This window comes from Paractinoplanes aksuensis (assembly GCF_024137025.1).
GTDB lineage: Bacteria > Actinomycetota > Actinomycetes > Mycobacteriales > Micromonosporaceae > Actinoplanes > Actinoplanes aksuensis.
Genome location: NZ_JAMYJR010000014.1, coordinates 122,332 through 138,037, shown reverse-complemented (window position 1 = coordinate 138,037; position 15,706 = coordinate 122,332). Strand labels below are relative to the sequence as shown.

The 15,706-nt window shown below is 71.6% G+C and carries 19 protein-coding genes and 2 pseudogenes; 13 read left to right on the top strand and 8 right to left on the bottom strand.

What is annotated here, in order from left to right:
- The coding region (locus tag M1L60_RS15455; protein WP_253238108.1) for a hypothetical protein at positions 1-200 on the top strand (200 nt) is incomplete at its 5' end.
- 88 nt (positions 201-288) lie between these two features.
- The gene (locus M1L60_RS15450) at positions 289-714 is read left to right on the top strand and encodes a hypothetical protein (RefSeq protein ID WP_253238107.1); all 426 of its coding nucleotides are present in this window, start codon (positions 289-291) and stop codon (positions 712-714) included.
- On the opposite strand, the gene M1L60_RS15445 is transcribed toward M1L60_RS15450, so the two are convergent.
- The 4 genes from M1L60_RS15445 to cofC are packed head-to-tail and all read right to left on the bottom strand — an operon-like array spanning position 671 to position 4,706.
- Complete coding sequence (locus M1L60_RS15445) at positions 671-1,549, bottom strand: NUDIX hydrolase (RefSeq protein ID WP_253238106.1); 879 nt, start codon at positions 1,547-1,549, stop codon at positions 671-673. The genes M1L60_RS15450 and M1L60_RS15445 overlap by 44 nt on opposite strands.
- Positions 1,546-3,786, bottom strand: coding sequence for an RNA degradosome polyphosphate kinase (locus M1L60_RS15440; RefSeq protein WP_253238105.1), 2,241 nt, complete (start codon positions 3,784-3,786; stop codon positions 1,546-1,548). The genes M1L60_RS15445 and M1L60_RS15440 overlap by 4 nt, the downstream gene beginning before the upstream one ends.
- 54 nt (positions 3,787-3,840) lie before the next feature.
- Positions 3,841-4,038 (bottom strand): cold-shock protein, encoded by a 198-nt coding sequence (locus M1L60_RS15435; RefSeq protein WP_253238104.1) that lies wholly within the window; start codon positions 4,036-4,038, stop codon positions 3,841-3,843.
- 17 nt (positions 4,039-4,055) lie between these two features.
- Positions 4,056-4,706 carry a 2-phospho-L-lactate guanylyltransferase gene (cofC, locus tag M1L60_RS15430; RefSeq protein ID WP_253238103.1) on the bottom strand — a complete coding sequence of 217 codons (651 nt, stop codon included), beginning with the start codon at positions 4,704-4,706 and terminating at the stop codon, positions 4,056-4,058.
- A gap of 133 nt (positions 4,707-4,839) precedes the next feature.
- On the opposite strand from cofC, the gene M1L60_RS15425 reads away from it, so the two are divergent.
- The 7 genes from M1L60_RS15425 (at position 4,840) to M1L60_RS15395 (ending at position 10,351) form a co-directional block, all read left to right on the top strand.
- Positions 4,840-5,568, top strand: coding sequence for a lysophospholipid acyltransferase family protein (locus tag M1L60_RS15425; RefSeq protein ID WP_253238102.1), 729 nt, complete (start codon positions 4,840-4,842; stop codon positions 5,566-5,568).
- Positions 5,565-6,560, top strand: coding sequence for an NAD(P)H-dependent glycerol-3-phosphate dehydrogenase (locus M1L60_RS15420; protein ID WP_253238101.1), 996 nt, complete (start codon positions 5,565-5,567; stop codon positions 6,558-6,560). The genes M1L60_RS15425 and M1L60_RS15420 overlap by 4 nt, the downstream gene beginning before the upstream one ends.
- Positions 6,561-6,636: 76 nt before the next feature.
- Positions 6,637-7,740 (top strand): cystathionine gamma-lyase, encoded by a 1,104-nt coding sequence (locus M1L60_RS15415; RefSeq protein WP_253238100.1) that lies wholly within the window; start codon positions 6,637-6,639, stop codon positions 7,738-7,740.
- 118 nt (positions 7,741-7,858) lie between these two features.
- The gene (locus M1L60_RS15410; RefSeq protein ID WP_253238099.1) at positions 7,859-8,215 is read left to right on the top strand and encodes a hypothetical protein; all 357 of its coding nucleotides are present in this window, start codon (positions 7,859-7,861) and stop codon (positions 8,213-8,215) included.
- Positions 8,216-8,448: 233 nt separating this feature from the next.
- Positions 8,449-8,802: a GntR family transcriptional regulator gene (locus M1L60_RS15405; protein WP_253238098.1), complete on the top strand. Its 354-nt coding sequence runs from the start codon at positions 8,449-8,451 to the stop codon at positions 8,800-8,802.
- Positions 8,799-9,674: an ABC transporter ATP-binding protein gene (locus M1L60_RS15400; protein ID WP_253238097.1), complete on the top strand. Its 876-nt coding sequence runs from the start codon at positions 8,799-8,801 to the stop codon at positions 9,672-9,674. Before M1L60_RS15405 ends, M1L60_RS15400 begins: the two co-directional genes overlap by 4 nt.
- Positions 9,671-10,351 carry a hypothetical protein gene (locus M1L60_RS15395; protein ID WP_253238096.1) on the top strand — a complete coding sequence of 227 codons (681 nt, stop codon included), beginning with the start codon at positions 9,671-9,673 and terminating at the stop codon, positions 10,349-10,351. Before M1L60_RS15400 ends, M1L60_RS15395 begins: the two co-directional genes overlap by 4 nt.
- Here the strand turns inward: M1L60_RS15395 and M1L60_RS15390 are convergent.
- On the bottom strand, positions 10,348-10,845 hold the full coding sequence (locus M1L60_RS15390) for a protein-tyrosine phosphatase family protein (RefSeq protein WP_253238095.1): 498 nt from the start codon (positions 10,843-10,845) through the stop codon (positions 10,348-10,350). The two genes, M1L60_RS15395 and M1L60_RS15390, sit on opposite strands and share 4 nt — an antisense overlap.
- A gap of 107 nt (positions 10,846-10,952) precedes the next feature.
- Between M1L60_RS15390 and M1L60_RS15385 the strand changes: the two genes are divergently transcribed.
- Positions 10,953-12,047: a D-alanine--D-alanine ligase family protein gene (locus M1L60_RS15385; RefSeq protein WP_253238094.1), complete on the top strand. Its 1,095-nt coding sequence runs from the start codon at positions 10,953-10,955 to the stop codon at positions 12,045-12,047.
- Between the two features lie 14 nt (positions 12,048-12,061).
- Here the strand turns inward: M1L60_RS15385 and M1L60_RS15380 are convergent, their stop codons facing one another.
- Both M1L60_RS15380 and M1L60_RS15375 read right to left on the bottom strand, forming a co-directional pair.
- Entirely contained in the window at positions 12,062-12,703 is a 642-nt protein-coding gene (locus M1L60_RS15380; protein WP_253238093.1) for a DUF3515 family protein, read from the bottom strand.
- A 2-nt stretch (positions 12,704-12,705) separates the two neighbouring features.
- Positions 12,706-12,939: an Lrp/AsnC ligand binding domain-containing protein gene (locus M1L60_RS15375; protein ID WP_133874791.1), complete on the bottom strand. Its 234-nt coding sequence runs from the start codon at positions 12,937-12,939 to the stop codon at positions 12,706-12,708.
- Between the two features lie 95 nt (positions 12,940-13,034).
- On the opposite strand from M1L60_RS15375, the pseudogene M1L60_RS15370 reads away from it, so the two are divergent.
- Positions 13,035-13,976 (top strand): annotated as a pseudogene (locus M1L60_RS15370) (thiamine-phosphate kinase); the annotation flags it as partial.
- Positions 13,977-13,991: 15 nt separating this feature from the next.
- Complete coding sequence (locus M1L60_RS15365; protein ID WP_253238091.1) at positions 13,992-14,450, top strand: GNAT family N-acetyltransferase; 459 nt, start codon at positions 13,992-13,994, stop codon at positions 14,448-14,450.
- Between the two features lie 77 nt (positions 14,451-14,527).
- On the opposite strand, the gene rpmB is transcribed toward M1L60_RS15365, so the two are convergent.
- Positions 14,528-14,719, bottom strand: a complete 192-nt coding sequence (rpmB, locus tag M1L60_RS15360; protein ID WP_111654257.1) for a 50S ribosomal protein L28 — start codon at positions 14,717-14,719, stop codon at positions 14,528-14,530.
- 160 nt (positions 14,720-14,879) lie between these two features.
- Here rpmB and M1L60_RS48520 point away from each other — a divergent pair.
- A pseudogene (locus tag M1L60_RS48520) lies at positions 14,880-15,620 on the top strand (DAK2 domain-containing protein); the annotation flags it as partial.
- Positions 15,621-15,706 lie beyond the last annotated feature (86 nt).

Sequence of the window (15,706 nt, the reverse complement as noted above, 5' to 3'; positions counted from 1 at the left end):
AGAGCACCGCCACCAAGGCGACTGCCACCAAGGCGACGGCGGCCAAGAAGACGGCGGCCACCAAGGCTGCTCCGGCCAAGAGCACCGCGACCAAGACGGCGGCCGCCAAGAAGACGACCGCCCGTAAGACCACCACGGCGGCCACCGCGGCGACTCCGGCTCGCGCCCGCGCGACGGGAACGACCCGCAAGACCCGCTAGTTCCGCGCGCAGAGGCGTCCACCCGAACGGTGGACGCCTTTCGTGTGTCCGGGGCACGGGAACCGTGGCCCGCCTACCGTCGGCGGACATGGGGCGTGATGTATCGCCGCGAGGACTGTTCGGCCGGTCGCTCATCGCCACGCTGGTCTTCACCGCGGCCGTGGTGCCGGGCTGGACGTTCGGCGGGCTGGCCGAGCGGTACACCGGTTCGGGACTGCTCGACTGGCTCGTCACGGGGGCCTGGGCCGCGCTGACGGTGCGTCTGCTGGCCCCGTGGGCCTCGTACCGGCCCCGGGACGCCTGGCTCGGCCTGATCCCGCTCTACAACTGGTATCTCGTCTGTGTGCTCGGCTGGCGGGTCTCGCTGCTGCCGTTGCGCGACTGGGAGCCGCGCGAGGACGAGTTGTGGCGGGCCCGCTGGCTGGCCGGCGACCTGATCGGTTACTGGCGGGCCGACCCCGTGGCTGTGCCTAGAGGCGAGCCGGCGCGAGCAGCCGCTCGCCGGCCCAGGTGAGCAACCAGGCATCGCCTTTGGCGGTCTTGTAGGGCTCGCTGTCGGCCTCGTCGAGCAGGGTGGCCAGCAGGTGCGGGATTATCTTGCCCTGGCTGCAGATCGCGGCCAGACCGCCCGCGCGCACGTCGAGCAGGCGCTGCGCGGCCAGCTTGGCCTTGGCCGGCGCCTCGTCGGCCTCGGCCGGCTCGGCGAACGCCCCGTCGACGACGATCGGCAGACCGCCGTACGCGGCCGACACCGGCTCCAGGGTCTGCTTGCACCGCAACGGCGTCGCCGCGATCAGCCGCTCGGGACCGATCGGGCCGCAGACCGCGGCGAACCGCTCGGCCTCGGCCTGACCCTGCGCGTCGATCGGGCGCAGGGCGTCGTTGCCCGACCACTTCTTGCGCTCGCCGGCGTGGGCGTGCCGTACCAGCACCACGACCGCGGTGACCGCGGGCAGCGCGGCCGCGTGGTCGAGCACGACCCGCTCGTCGGCGTAGGTCAGCCGGGCCGCGGCCTCGTCGAAGGTGAGCCAGGCGATCTCGTCGACCTCGTCGGTGTCCTGTACCGGGCCGCCGTCGCCGGCCGCCGCCATCAGCCAGTAGTCGACCGTCTTGGGCCGGCCGTCGGGCAGCTTGTACGAGACCGAGGGCAGCGCGGCCCGGACGCGGACCGGCTGGCCCGTCTCTTCCAGCACCTCGCGCGCGGCGCCCAGGATCGGCGGCTCGTCGGGGTCGAGCTTGCCCTTGGGCAGGGCCCAGTCGTCGTAGCGTGGACGGTGCACGAGACAGACGCGGCCGTCGTCGCGCACGAGCACACCGCCGGCGGCGCGGACCGTTGACGCCTCGCTCACTTGACCGCCTTGCCGATGACGCGGCGCAGCAGCGCCTCCTGCAGGTGCACCTTGGGGTCGGTGGGGTTGGCCGGGTGCCGGTGCCAGGTGCCGTCGCCGGCCAGGTCGAAGCCCTCGGTGGTGTCGGCCATCGACAGGTCGAGCACGTAGCGCAGCTCTTCCCGGGCGGTCGGCAGCGTGACCCGCACCAGCGCCTCGACCCGGCGGTCGAGGTTGCGGTGCATCATGTCGGCCGAGCCGATCCAGTACTCGGCGTCGTCGCCGGCGCCGAACCGGAACACCCGCGAGTGCTCCAGGAAACGGCCGACGATCGAGCGGACCCGGATGTTGTCGGACAGCCCGGGGACGCCGGGCCGCAGCGCGCACATGCCGCGGATGATCAGATCGGACTTCACGCCGTCCTGCGAGGCGCGGTAGAGCGCGTCGATGGTCTCCTCGTCGACGAGCGAGTTCACCTTGATCTGCACCAGCGCCTCGCCGCCGGAGCGGGCGATGCGGGCCTGCTCCTCGATCCGCTCGATCAGGCCCGAGCGCACGCCGTGCGGGGCCACGAGCAGACGACGGTACGACCGCTGACGGCTGTAACCGGTGAGCACGTTGAACAGGTCGGTGACGTCGGCGCCGACCTCGGGATCGGCGGTCAGCATGCCGAAGTCCTCGTACAGCCGGGCCGTCTTGGGGTGGTAGTTGCCCGTGCCGATGTGGCAGTACCGCCGGATCTGGTTGCCCTCCTGGCGTACGACCAATGCGGTCTTGCAGTGGGTCTTGAGCCCGACCAGGCCGTAGACGACGTGGCAGCCGGCCCGCTCCAGCGTGCGGGCCCAGGCGATGTTGGCCACCTCGTCGAAGCGGGCCTTCACCTCGACCAGCACGACGACCTGCTTGCCGGCGGCGGCCGCGTCGACCAGCGCGTCGACGATCGGCGAGTCGCCCGAGGTGCGGTAGAGGGTCTGCTTGATGGCCAGTACGTTGGGGTCGGCCGCGGCCTGCTCGATGAAGCGCTGGACGCTCGTCGAGAACGAGTGGTACGGGTGGTGGACCAGGATGTCGCTCTCGCGCAGCCGGTTGAAGACGCTGCGCGGCACCTCGCCGTCGGCCAGCTGCGGATGGGTCGACGGGACGAACGGGCGGTCCTTCAAATCGTCGCGGTCGCACTCGCCGAAGACCTGCCACAGCGACGACAGGTCGAGCAGGCCGGGCACCCGCTGCACGTCCGAGCTGACCACGTCGAGCTCGCGGACCAGCAGGTCGAGCACGTGGTCGCTGATCGAGGCGGCCACCTCGAGCCGCACCGGCGGGCCGAACCGGCGCTGGGCCAGCTCACGCTCGAGGGCCTGCAGCAGGTCCTCGTCGCGGTCCTCGTCGACCTCGAGCTCGGCGTTGCGGGTGACCCGGAACAGGTGCCATTCCTGCAGCTGCATGCCCGGGAAGAGCTGGTCGAGGTGGACGGCGATGAGCTCCTCGACGGGCAGGAAGCGCACCGCCCGGCTGTCGTTCTGCACCGTCACGAAGCGCGGCACGTTGTTCGGCACCTTTATGCGGGCGAACAACTCGTTCCCGCCGCCGTCGGGGTCCCGCAGCACGACCGCCAGGTTCAACGACCGGTTCGAGATGTACGGGAACGGGTGCGCCGGGTCGACCGCGAGCGGCGTCAGCACGGGGAACACCTGCTCGCGGAAGTACGTGCGCAGCCGCTCGCGCTCGGGGGCGTCGAGCTCGGCCCAGGTGACCACCTCGATGCCCTCGGCCGACAGCTTGGGCCGCACCTCGTCGCCGAAGCAGGCCGACTGCCGGGTCACCAGGTCGGCCGTGCGCTGCGAGATCATGTCGAGCTGGTTGCGCAGCGAGGAGCGGTCGCCGCCGCGCATGGGCAGGCCCGCGTTGAGCCGGCGCTTCAGGCCCGCCACCCGCACCATGTAGAACTCGTCGAGGTTGCTGGCGAAGATGGCCAGGAATTTGGCCCGTTCCAGCAGCGGGGTCTCCTGGTCCTCGGCCAGGGCCAGCACCCGCGAGTTGAAGTCGAGCCAGGACAGCTCGCGGTTGAGGAACCGGTCTTCCGGCAGCTCGGGCAGATCCGGCCCGTCCGGCGCCTCGATCAGGTCGGATGTCTCGATGCTGCTGGTCACCACTCGCTCCGTCTCGCCCACATGTGCCGGATCGATCTCTGTCGTACGGGGAAGGAAGCGGCCGTTCGGGCCACGCCGGCGGCTGGTGGGGGTCCCGGGCGAGGTGTGCATCGCACCATCATTGCCGGTTTCGCCGGAACGTGAAACGGACACGGCTGCACCGTTTCAGTCGACCCCGGGAATTCTCACCTGGCGGACGCGCCCGCCCTCGCCGGCCTCGATCGCGACGCGCTGCCCCAGTCGGAGTTTCCGCAGCCCGGAGGCGTCGAACGCGGGTGCGTCGAAGGCCAGCTCAGTGCCGTCGTCGAGCAGCAGCGTGCCGGTGCGGGAGGTGGGGTCGAAGGTCGCGATCGTGCCCTGCATGGTCTTGACGCTACCGGTCAGGCGGCCGAGACGCAGGCCACCTTGAGTCCCACATCACGCAGCAGGGCACAGGTGTGCCCGCCCGCGCCCAGGCCGAGGACGGTTCGCAGGTCGGCCGGAGTGTCGACGTCCTGCCGCAGGCCCGGCCAGTCGCCCTCGAGCGGGCGGGCGCCGGAGGCGGCGTGGGCCGCCGCCGAACCGAGGCCGAAACGTGGGTCGAGCGGCTCGCCGGGCGCCACCGCCAGCAGCACCGTGCCGCTGCCGGCGGCGTCGGCCACGAACGCGCGGCCGGGCCGGGCCGCGGCCAGCGCCGCGTCGAGCTGGTGCGGGCGCAGCGCGGGCAGGTCGCCGGCCAGCACGGCGCGGTGCGTGGCCGGCCCGGCGATCTGGTCGGCGCCGTACCGCATGGCCTCGTTGAGCCCGGCCGCCGGCCGGTCGGGCACGACCCGGGCCCCCAGCGCGGCCACGGCCTCGGCCGTCACCGGGTCGTCGGTCACCACCAGCAGCTCGGCCACGGCCGGGGTGGCCAGCACCGCGGTGGCCGTGTCGCGCACCATGGCCAGCGCGAGATCGCCGTGCCGGGCCGCGGGCACGGCGCCCCGCAGCCGGCTCTTCGCGGCCCCCAGCCGCTTCACCGGCATGACCGCCACCCAGTCGCCCGTCGTCATCGCCACCAGTGTGCCAGCGCAGCGGTAAGGACCCCTACCTGGTACCGCAGGCTTCGAGCAGGCATGATTTCGTCGCAGGCACGACGACCAGGGGCGGCGGGGACACGCCGCCCGAGCAGGGGCAGGAGGAGTCGTGGCACACCGCAGGCTCGGGTTCTGGCGGAGTTTCGCGGCGGCACTGGTGATTCCCGTGCTCAAGGTCTGGACCAGGCGGACCTGGCTCGGCACGGAGAACATCCCGCGGTCCGGCGGCGTGATCATCGCCCCGAACCACGTGTCGCACTTCGATCCGGTCGTCGTGGGCTACTACATCTTCAGCGCCGGGCGCTGGCCCCGCTTCCTGGGCAAGGCCAGCCTGTGGAAGGTGCCGCTGCTCGGCGGTTTTCTGCGCAAGGTCCAGCAGATCCCGGTCGAGCGGGGCAGTGTCGAGGCCGTGAAGTCCCTCGACGTGCTGGTCGACGCGCTCCAGCAGGGCGGCGTCGTGGTGATCTATCCCGAGGGCACGACCACCCGCGAGCCCGACCTGTGGCCGATGCGGGGCAAGACCGGCGCGGCCCGGCTCGCCCTGGTCACCGGGGCGCCGGTGATCCCGGTGGCCAACTGGGGCGCCGAGCAGATCTTCGACCCGCGCACGAGCAAACTGCGTTTCCGGCGTACGCCGGTCACGGTGACCTCAGGCCCGCCGGTCGATCTGAGCCGCTGGTCCGGCGCCACCCCGACCCGCCAGGTGCTCGACCAGATGACCGAGGCGATCATGCAGGACATCAGCGGGCTCCTCGGCGAACTGCGCGGCGAGAAGCCCCCGGCCGAGCTCTACGACCGCTCGCGGCGGCAGGCGCCCAGCGCCGGGGACGCCGGATGAGCCGGGCCGCGGTGATCGGGGCCGGCGCCTGGGGCACGGCCTTCGCCAAGATGCTGGCCGAGGCGGGCGCCGACGTCACCATGTGGGCCCGGCGCGAGTCGGTCGTCACCTCGATCCGCGACCACCACCTCAACGAGAGCGCGTTGCCCGGGCTCAAGCTGCCCGAGCGCATCACCGCCACCGGCGACCTGGCCGAGGCCGTGGCCGGGGCCGGGATCGTGGCCATCGCCGTGCCGTCCCAGACGTTGCGCGGCAACCTGGCCGAGTGGGCCGGCGCGTTCGAGGCCGACTGCACGATCGTCTCGCTGATGAAGGGGATCGAGCTCGGCACGACCAAGCGGATGAGCCAGGTCATCGTCGAGACGGCCCGGATCGACGCGTCCCGGGTGGTGGTCGTCTCCGGCCCCAACCTGGCCCCCGAGATCGCCGCCGAGCAACCGGCGGCCACGGTGGTGGCCGGCACCGACAGCGACCGGTGCCGGGCCGTCCAGCACGCGATCGCGCTGCCCTACATGCGCCCCTACACCAGCGAGGACGTGATCGGCTGCGAGCTGGGCGGCGCCGTCAAGAACGTGATCGCCCTGGCCTACGGCATGGCCGCGGCGATGAAGCTGGGCGACAACACCAAGGCGTCGCTGATCACCCGCGGTCTGGCCGAGACGGCCCGGCTGGGCGTGGCCCTGGGCGCCGACCCGCTCACCTTCGCCGGTCTGGCCGGGCTGGGCGACCTGGTGGCGACGTGTTCGTCGCCACTGTCGCGCAACCGCACGTTCGGCGAGCAACTGGGCCTGGGCAAGACTCTGGAGCAGGCGCAGGTGGCCGCTCGGCAGACCGCCGAGGGCGTCAAGAGCTGCCTGGCGATCCGCGACCTGGCCCGCGCGCACGGGGTCGAGGTGCCGATCACCGAGCAGGTCGAGCGCGTGTGCCACGAGGGCGTGGACCCGCGGGTGGCCGTGAAACTGCTGATGGGTCGGGAGATCAAGCCGGAATGAGAGAGCGAAGCGAACGAATCATTGGGCTCAGCCTTTTTGTGCCTCATGTCGATTCGGAGCGAAGCGGAGAATCGGCATGAGCTACAGCGACGGAACCAGGGTTGTGCACGCGGGGTTGCCGGAAGCCGAGGCGGGCGACCCGTTCCTGCCCGGCCCGGTGTTCGCCGCGCCCTACCACCTTGACCCGGCCGAGGGCCAGGTCGGCGACAACGGCTACGGGCGGCCCGACAACCCGACCCGGCGGCGGCTCGAGTCGGCCATCGGCGAACTCGAGGGCGGCCGCACGCTGACCTTCGGCAGCGGTCAGGCCGCGATCACCGCCTTGTTGCTCTCGGTGCTCCGCAGCGGCGACACGGTGGTCCTGCCCTCCGACGGCTACTTCACGGTCCGCAGCTTCGCCGAGAGCACCCTGCGCGACCTCGGGGTGAAGACGGTGCTGGCCCCCACGGCCGGTCCGTTCCCCGACTTCACCGGCGTACGCCTGGTGCTGCTCGAGACCCCGGCCAACCCCGGCCTCGACGTGTGCGACATCGCCGAGGTGTCCGCGGCCGCCCACGCCGCCGGCGCCCTGGTGGCCGTCGACAACACCACGGCCACCCCGCTGGGCCAGAACCCGCTCGCGCTCGGGGCCGACCTGGTCGTCGCCTCCGGCACCAAGGCGCTGACCGGCCACTCCGACGTGCTGCTGGGCTACGTGTCGACCAACGACGACGCGCTGTACGAAAAAGTCGAGACGTGGCGCAAGCACACCGGCGCCGTGCCCGGGGCCTTCGACGCGTGGCTGGCCCACCGCTCGATCGCCACCCTCGACCTGCGCCTGGCCCGCCAGAGCCAGAACGCGGCGGCCGTGGCCGCGCTGTTGAGCGGCCGCGCCGACGTGACCGGGGTGCGCTGGCCGGGGTTGCACTCCGACCCTTCGTACGCGGTGGCGTCGCGCCAGATGCGCCGCGTCCCCGGCGTGGTCTCGTTCGACCTGGGCGACGCCCAGCGGGTGGCCCGCTTCCTGACCGCGGCGTCGCTGGTCTTCGCGGCCACCTCGTTCGGCGGCGTCCACACCACAGCCGACCGCCGCGCCCAGTGGGGCGACGACACCAGCCCCGGTTTCGTCCGCCTGTCGTGCGGCATCGAGGACACGGTGGACCTGCTGGCCGACCTGACCGCCGCCCTCGACGAGGCCTGACCCCCACCACCCGGCTCCGGACCGGCCCGGCCGGCTTCGATCCGACTTCATCGCGGCTACGGCTCGGCACCGGCCCCGGTGATCAACATCGCCGGGGCCGACGGGATACGGTGCCGGGGTGAGTTGGGACAGCTTCTCCGGTGACCAGGTAGCCGCTATGACCCAGGGCGAGAGTTTCTTCGCCGCCCCCGGCGAACGCGAGTGCCCGTCCTGCGGCTCGCTCTCGCTGCGGGCCTACGTCACCGCCCCCGAGAACGCCCGCCGGCCCACATTGGTGAGCTACGTCTGGTGCACGTCCTGCCGCAAGTTCGTCGGCACCCGCGCCAAACACCCCGAGGGCCTCGTCTTCAGCGACCCCCTGGCCGCCCTGCCCGCCACCGAGCGCCGCGAACTCGAACGCAGCCTGGTCGGCTTCCTCGACCACCTCGACACCCTCTGGGAAAACGGCGCCCTGCCTCAGACCTTCGCCGCCTGATTCCCGAAACAGCACGCCTTCAGTCCCGAAACAGCACGCCCGTCAGTCCCGATTCAGCACGGCCGCCGGACCGATCTCATGAGCCGGCGGCCGGGTGCGGCCGTGGGCCGCGACGGCGCGAAGCCCGCTCGGAAGGCGTGGACTCATCCACACCGCGTACGTATTGATTTGGATCTTCGTTGCCTCTATGGTTCGTTACACAAGTAACGAACCACCTAACCTTGGAGGCTCGGGTGTTCAACGATCGCTCCCCGATCTACCTCCAGATCGCCGATGGCATCAAGAACGACATCCTCAGTGGGACTCTGCGGGAGGACGAGCAGGTCATGTCCACGAACCAGTACGCGGCCTTCTATCGCATCAATCCGGCCACCGCGGCCAAGGGCTTCGCCCAGCTGGTCGACGAGGGGGTCCTCTACAAGCGGCGGGGGATCGGCATGTTCGTCAGCCCGGCCGCCCCCGGCAAGCTGCGCGCGGAGCGGCGGGAACGGTTCTTCGCCGAGGCGCTCGAGCCGGTGCTCGACGAGGCGGAGCGGGTCGGCATCAGCGTCGACGAGATCACGCACTACCTGGGGAGCCGGCGATGATCGAGATGCGCGGGGTCACCATTCGCTACGGCGACACCGTGGCCGTCGACGACGTCAGTCTGACGCTGCCCACGGACAAGATCTACGGCCTGCTCGGGCGGAACGGGTCGGGCAAGACCAGCCTGCTCAGCGCGCTCGCGTCGTATCGACGGCCGAGCCGCGGCACCGTGCTGGTCGACGGGGTCGAGGCGTTCGAGAATCCGGCGATCATGCGGGGTACGGCGTTCATCCGCGACACCCTCGACCTGAACGACTCGGATCGGGTGCGGGCCGCGCTCGACGTCGCGGGCCGGCTGCGGCCGACCTGGGACGCGGAGTACGCCCACAAGCTGCTCGACATCTTCGAGCTCGACCCTCGCAAGCGCATCTCCGCCCTCTCGCGGGGCCAGCGCTCGATCGTCGGTGTCGTGCTGGGGCTGGCCGCGCGGACCCCGCTGACCATTCTCGACGAGTCCTACCTGGGCATGGACGCGGTGGCCCGCACCCTGTTCTACCGCGAGCTGCTGGCCGACTACCTGGCCCACCCGCGCACGATCATCATCTCGACCCACCTGATCGAAGAGGTGGCCGAGCTGTTCGAGCGGGTCGTCATCATGGACCGCGGCCGGGTCCTGCTGCACGACGAGACCGACGCCTTGCGCGGGCGCGGTGTCACGGTGACCGGGCCGGCCGAGCAGGTCTCCGCGTTCGCCACCGGGCACACGGTGCTGGGGGAGCAGACCCTCGTGGGCGTACGCGCCCTGACCCTGGACGGCCGGCTCGACCCCGACGAGATCGCCCGGGGTGAGCGCGCCGGCCTGACCTTCGGGCCGCTCGGCCTGCAGGACCTGTTCGTGCACCTCACTTCGCAGCGGCTGGAGGTTTCCCGATGAGTGTCGCCGCGACCCTGCTGCGGCTCTGGCAGCAGATGATCCTGTGGTTCGCCGCCATCCTGCTGGTCGTCCAGGTCGGGGCGGTGGCCGCGATCTCGCTGGCCGGTCCGGTGCGGTTCAGCTTCTGGCTGGTCGTCGCGGGCGCCGCCGCCAAGTATTGGCCCCTGGTGGCCGGCATCCTGCTGGTCAGCCTGCATCTGCGCACGTTCGTGGCCAACGGGGTGACCCGCCACGAGTTCCTGCGCGGGCTGGTCCTGTTCGCGGCCGGCATCGCGCTCGTGTTCCCGGCCGTGGTGGTGGTCGGGCACGCGGTCGAGAGCGTCGTCCTCGGCCTGTTCGACCACCGGGCCGCGAGCTACCCGGTGTTCCACTTCGGCGAGGCGGCGGCCGAGTACCTGCACCTGCTGCCGGCCACGGTGGGCTTCCTCACCACGGGCATCCTGATCTCGGCCGGCTTCTACCGGTTCCGGCCGTGGATCGGCGTGCTGCTGATCGCGCCGGGCGCGCTGCCGGGGCTGGCCGGTGAGGGGCTGATCGAGGTCAGCGACTCCGGCGAGCTGATCGCCCGGCTGCCCTACGCGATCGCGCTGACCCTGACGGCGGTCGCGGTCGTGCTGGGCGCCGTCGCGACGCATCGACTGCTCCGCGACGTCGCCATCAAACGATCAGCAACCTAGGCGCTTCGGCGCGACGGGTGTGCAGCGGCGAAGTCGTAGAGCCAGTCCTGGGTCACCGGCATCTCGGTGCCGCCGGTGACCCGGCTCAGCGCCTCGCCGGGGGCGATGCCCAGCAGCACCAGCGTCGTGCAGGCCAGCAATGTCGACCGGCCGATGCCGCCGAAGCACTGGGTCACGACGAAGCGGCCGGAGCGCACCTGCCCGGCCAGCTTCGTCGCCAGCGCCACGACCTGGACGGCCTCGTCGCGCGGGACGCCGCCGTCCGGCACCGGGAACGACAAGAACTCCAGCCCGTACGCCGCGGCGACCGTGGCGGTGTCGCCGAAGCCCAGCCGATGCTGCTCATGGGTGGTCAAGGCCGAGACGACGACGTTCACCCCGGCGCGGGCGAGCGCGCCGAGCTGGTCGACCGGCCAGGCGTCCGCGCGCGGGTGCGCGATGGTCGCCAATTGCCCGGGCCCCGGCCCGGCGATCACGTGGAGTGCTGCTCTCATGAACTGCCCGTTCCCCTGTCCCGGCCCCGAGGCCGGGTGATCCCGCGAGTGGCTAACGCAGAGTAGGGTTCCCCCCGGCATGCCCGCTAGCGAGAGGCCCAAAGAAAGTGACGACCCCTCGGAAAACCCGCGTCGCGATCGTCTTCGGCGGCCGCAGCAGCGAACACGGGATCTCGTGCGTGAGCGCCGGCAGCATCCTGCGCGCGCTCGACCCGGACCAGTACGAGGTGCTCCCGGTCGGCATCACCCGTGAGGGCCGCTGGGTGGTCTCCGGGGACGACCCGTCCACCTTCGCCATCGCCGACCGCACCCTGCCCGAGATCACCGCGACCAGCGGCCAGGCGGTCGTGCTGGCGGCCGACCCCACCGCTTCCGAGCTGATCGTGCGCGAGCCCGTCGACGGTGTCTCGTCGCTGGCCGGGGTGGACGTGGTCTTCCCGGTGCTGCACGGCGCGTACGGCGAGGACGGCACGATCCAGGGCCTGCTCGAGATGGCCGGCCTGCCCTACGTCGGGGCCAACGTGTTCGCGTCGGCCGCGGCCATGGACAAGGAGTTCACCAAGAAGCTGGCCATCGCGGAGGGCATCCCGGTCGGGCCGTACGCGGTCCTGCGGGCCGGCGTCTCGCTGAGCGAGGCCGACAAGGACAGGCTGGGCCTGCCGGTCTTCGTGAAGCCGTCGCGGGCCGGCTCCTCGCACGGCATCACCAAGGTCACCGACTGGGCCGACCTCGACGACGCCGTCGCCACCGCCCGCCGGATCGATCCGAAGGTGCTGGTCGAGGCGGCGATCGTGGGCCGCGAGATCGAGTGCGGCGTGCTCGAGAGCGAGGCCGGCGGCGCCCCCGAGGCGTCCCTGCTGGCCGAGATCCACGTCGGCGACGCCGACTGGTACGACTTCGAGACCAAGTACATCGACGGCGGCCGGTACGACCTGCCGGCCGATCTGCCGGCCGAGGTGACCCGCCAGGTGCAGGAGTACGCCCGGCAGACCTTCACCGCCCTGGACTGTGCCGGCCTGGCCCGGGTCGACTTCTTCGTCACGGCCGACCATCAGGTCTATCTCAACGAGATCAACACGATGCCGGGCATGACGCCGACCTCGATGTTCCCGCTGATGTGGGCGGCCACCGGCCTCGAGTACCCCAAGGTGGTCGACCGCCTGATCCGCACCGCCCTGCGCCGCGGCAGTGGCTTGCATTAAAGGCGCGGCCTGCACTAGCCCTTGCACCCGCTGGGGACGCCCTTGGTCGTGGACTTGACCGTCTTGACCACCGGCTCGGAGAACTCGTTGGCCCACTGGCCGGTCTGGGTGTAACTGCCGGGCACGGTCACCTGGACGGCGACCTCACGGTCCATCGTGGTGAAGACGTCGGTGGCTGGGCCGTCCTTGGCCCACCAGCAGACCCCGTCCATGGCCAGCATGGTGGCGTCGAGCGGCACGCAACCCTCGTGGCCGCCGTCGATCCGTTCGCACATTGTGGGCTGTGTCACACCGCATTCGAGGGTGACCGGCGGCTCGCCCCAGGCCGCGTTCTGCTCGGGGCCGGCGGTCACCTTGCGGCCGGGCAGGCCCCGCAGTTCGGTCGGCAGCTGCGAGGTCACGGCCAGGCAGACCTGGGTCGTCCGCTCGTCGAGCCGGGGCGCGGCCAACTGGACCGGCGTGGACGGCACGGCGACCGGCGCCGACGCCGAAGGCGCCGCCGCGGGGTCGTCGCTTTCCGGCGTGAACTGCGCGAACGCCACGAGACCGACGATCACCGCGATAGGCACCGCGATAAGCGTGGCCCACAGCGCCGCACCCCGCGTCGCCGGGTCCGATTTCTTCGATTTCGCCGGGGGCGTGTCCACGTCGACCATGGTCAGAGGTTTACCACGGAGCAGGTGAGGGTTCGCATGATGCCGGGTACGTACTGGACTTTGCTCACAATGAGGCCGCCGAGGTCGTCGACCGTGTGCGCCTCGGCCAGAACCACCACGTCGTAAGGGCCGGTGACAGCGTCGACGCGCACGACACCAGGAATTTTGCCGATCGCGGCGGCCACGTCATGGGCCCTTCCGACCTCGGTCTGGATCAGGATGTATGCCTGTACCACGCTCCGACTCCATTCCGTCTCCGCCGTAACCCGAACGTGAAAACTACCGTAAGGATCCGCGCGACAGCGGGCCGCATCAGGAACGAAAGGCCACTCAAGTGAGCATCGCCGAGGCCGGGGAGTTCGGGCTCATCGCCCGGGTGGTCGCCCGGCTCGAGAACGGTCCGACGACACTGCTGGGTCCGGGCGACGACAGCGCGATCGTCGCCGCGCCCGACGGACGGATCGTGGCCTCCACCGACGTCCTGGTCGAGGGCCGCCATTTCCGCCGCGACTGGTCGTCCGGGGCCGACGTCGGCCACCGGGCCGCCGCCGCCAACCTGGCCGACATAGCGGCCATGGGGGCGGTGCCGACGGCCCTGTTGGTCGGTTTGTGCGCGCCGACGGATCTCGACGTGAGCTGGGCCGAGGAACTGGCCGGTGGGCTGTCGGACGAGGCCGCGCTGGTCGGGGCGGCGGTGGTGGGCGGCGACACGTCCGCCAGCCCCACGCTGACCATCGCCGTGACCGCCCTGGGCGATCTGGGTGGCCGCAAGCCGGTGCTGCGCAGCGGGGCCGAGCCGGGCGACACCCTCGCGCTGGCCGGTCGGATCGGCTACGCGGCGGCGGGCTACACGGTGCTGTCCCGAGGTTTCCGTACGCCGAAAGCGCTGGTCGAGGCCTATCGCCGACCCGCTGTGCCGTACGAGGCGGGTCCGGCCGCGGCCCGGGCCGGAGCCACGTCGATGATCGACATCTCCGACGGCCTGCTGCAGGATCTGGGCCACATCGCGCGGGCCAGCGTGGTCGGCATCGACGTGCGCACCGAGTCGTTCGAGGTCTCCGGCCAGATGCTGGACGCCGCGACCGCGCTCGGCGTCGACCCGCTGCAGTGGATCATGGCTGGTGGCGACGATCACGCGCTGGCCGCCACGTTCCCGCCCGGCGCCGAGCTCCCGCCCGGCTGGCAGCCCATCGGCCTCGTGCACGAGGGCACCGGCATCACCGTCGACCGCAAACCGTGGAGCGGGCCGGTGGGCTGGGACCACTTCCGCTGATTACGCTTGCCCGTTGTGCAAGACATCAAGATCAGGCAGGCCGACTACGCCGAGCCGTCCGTCCGGGCGCTGATCGTCGACGTGTTCGCCGAGCTCTCCGAGCGCTACGGCGGATCCGGCGACGACACGCCCATCGCCGACGACGACTTCACCCCACCGAACGGCGCGTTCTTCGTCGCCGACGACGGCGAGCGCCTGGTGGCCTGTGCCGCCTGGCGCCGCCACGGCGACGACGCCGAGCTCAAGCGCATGTTCACGGCCCGCTCGGCCCGCGGCCAGGGCCTCGGGCGGCGCCTGCTGGCCGCGATCGAGGACTCGGCCCGCGCGGCCGGCTGCCACCGGGTGATCCTCGAGACCGGCGACCGGCAGCCCGAGGCGATCGCCCTCTACGAGTCGGCCGGCTACGTCCGCATCGAGGACTTCGGCTACTACCAGGGGCAGGAGGGCGTGCTCTCGTACGCCCGGGCCCTTTAGAAGCAGAGGCTCCTCTGGCCGGAAACAGAACTAACCCCTCGGCCCGCGGGCCGAGGGGTTAGTTACCAAGACTGAATTTAGGCGCGGACGACCTTGCCGGCCTTGATGCACGAGGTGCAGGCCTTGACCTTCTTGGTCGTGCCGCCACCAGCGGGGGTACGCACCGACTGGATGTTCGGGTTCCAGCGGCGGTTGGTCCGCCGGTGCGAGTGGGACACGTTGTGGCCGAAGCCCGGTCCCTTGCCACAGACGTCGCACACGCTAGCCACGGGATACTCCTGGGTCGAAACGAAACTTGAAGACGCCCAGCGAAGCATGGCCCGCGTAGGCAACCCGGCAAGGTTACCCGATGCCCACCCCGAACAGCCAATCGCCCCCGCTCACCGCTCGCGGCGAGAAGTTGTCAGTGGTGGTTAGTACGATTTTCGCGTGCTCGAGACGCTGGACGCCGCAGCCGTCCGCCGCTGGTGCGGCGGCGGTCTGACCGCGCTGCGAGCTCACCAGCGCGAAATCGACGAGCTGAACGTCTATCCCGTGCCCGACGGGGACACCGGCACCAACCTGGTGCTCACCCTCACGTCGGCCCAAGAGGCGCTTGATGCTTCCACCACCGAGCCGGCGGGCCCGGCGCCGGCTTCGGGTGCGCCCGAGGCGTCGGCCCCGGGCAACGCTCTGCGCCGCATGGCCCGGGGAGCGCTGCTGGGCGCGCGGGGCAACTCCGGCGTGATCGTCTCGCAGATACTGCGCGGCATGGCCGACAGCGTCGCCGCCACGGCCGCCGTCCGGGGCGCCGAGCTGGCCCGGGCGCTGCGGTCCGCCTCCGAGGCCGCCTACGCCGCGGTCGCCCGCCCGGTCGAGGGCACCGTTCTCACGGTCGCCGCGGCCGCCGCCGACGCCGCCTCCCGCCTCAAGTCCGACGATCTCATCGCTGTGGCCCGCGCCGCCGCCCGCGCCGCGGCTGAGGCGCTGGCCCGCACGCCACAACAGCTCCCCGCCCTGGCCCGCGCGGGCGTCGTCGACGCCGGTGGCCGCGGCCTGGTCGTCCTGCTCGAGGCTCTGGTCGACGCACTGTCCCCACCAACCACCCGGTCCGCGGCGGCCAACCTGGATCTAGCCTTCGGTCCGTCACCGGCTCTCGAGCCCGCCGTCGGCCCCGCCTCAGCCGAGCCCGACAGCTCAACGCGAGCCACGGCCGACAGCTCAACGCGAGCCACGGCCGACGGGTCGATGCGAGCCATAGCCCACGGGTCGATGCG

Bases quoted from the DNA above. Each gene is read 5' to 3' on its own strand.
- M1L60_RS15450 (WP_253238107.1), top strand. From the start codon at position 289: ATGGGGCGTGATGTATCGCCGCGAGGACTGTTCGGCCGGTCGCTCATC.
- M1L60_RS15440 (WP_253238105.1), bottom strand. From the start codon at position 3,786: ATGCACACCTCGCCCGGGACCCCCACCAGCCGCCGGCGTGGCCCGAAC.
- M1L60_RS15435 (WP_253238104.1), bottom strand. From the start codon at position 4,038: ATGCAGGGCACGATCGCGACCTTCGACCCCACCTCCCGCACCGGCACG.
- cofC (WP_253238103.1), bottom strand. From the start codon at position 4,706: ATGACGACGGGCGACTGGGTGGCGGTCATGCCGGTGAAGCGGCTGGGG.
- M1L60_RS15420 (WP_253238101.1), top strand. From the start codon at position 5,565: ATGAGCCGGGCCGCGGTGATCGGGGCCGGCGCCTGGGGCACGGCCTTC.
- M1L60_RS15415 (WP_253238100.1), top strand. From the start codon at position 6,637: ATGAGCTACAGCGACGGAACCAGGGTTGTGCACGCGGGGTTGCCGGAA.
- M1L60_RS15400 (WP_253238097.1), top strand. From the start codon at position 8,799: ATGATCGAGATGCGCGGGGTCACCATTCGCTACGGCGACACCGTGGCC.
- M1L60_RS15395 (WP_253238096.1), top strand. From the start codon at position 9,671: ATGAGTGTCGCCGCGACCCTGCTGCGGCTCTGGCAGCAGATGATCCTG.
- M1L60_RS15390 (WP_253238095.1), bottom strand. From the start codon at position 10,845: ATGAGAGCAGCACTCCACGTGATCGCCGGGCCGGGGCCCGGGCAATTG.
- M1L60_RS15380 (WP_253238093.1), bottom strand. From the start codon at position 12,703: ATGGTCGACGTGGACACGCCCCCGGCGAAATCGAAGAAATCGGACCCG.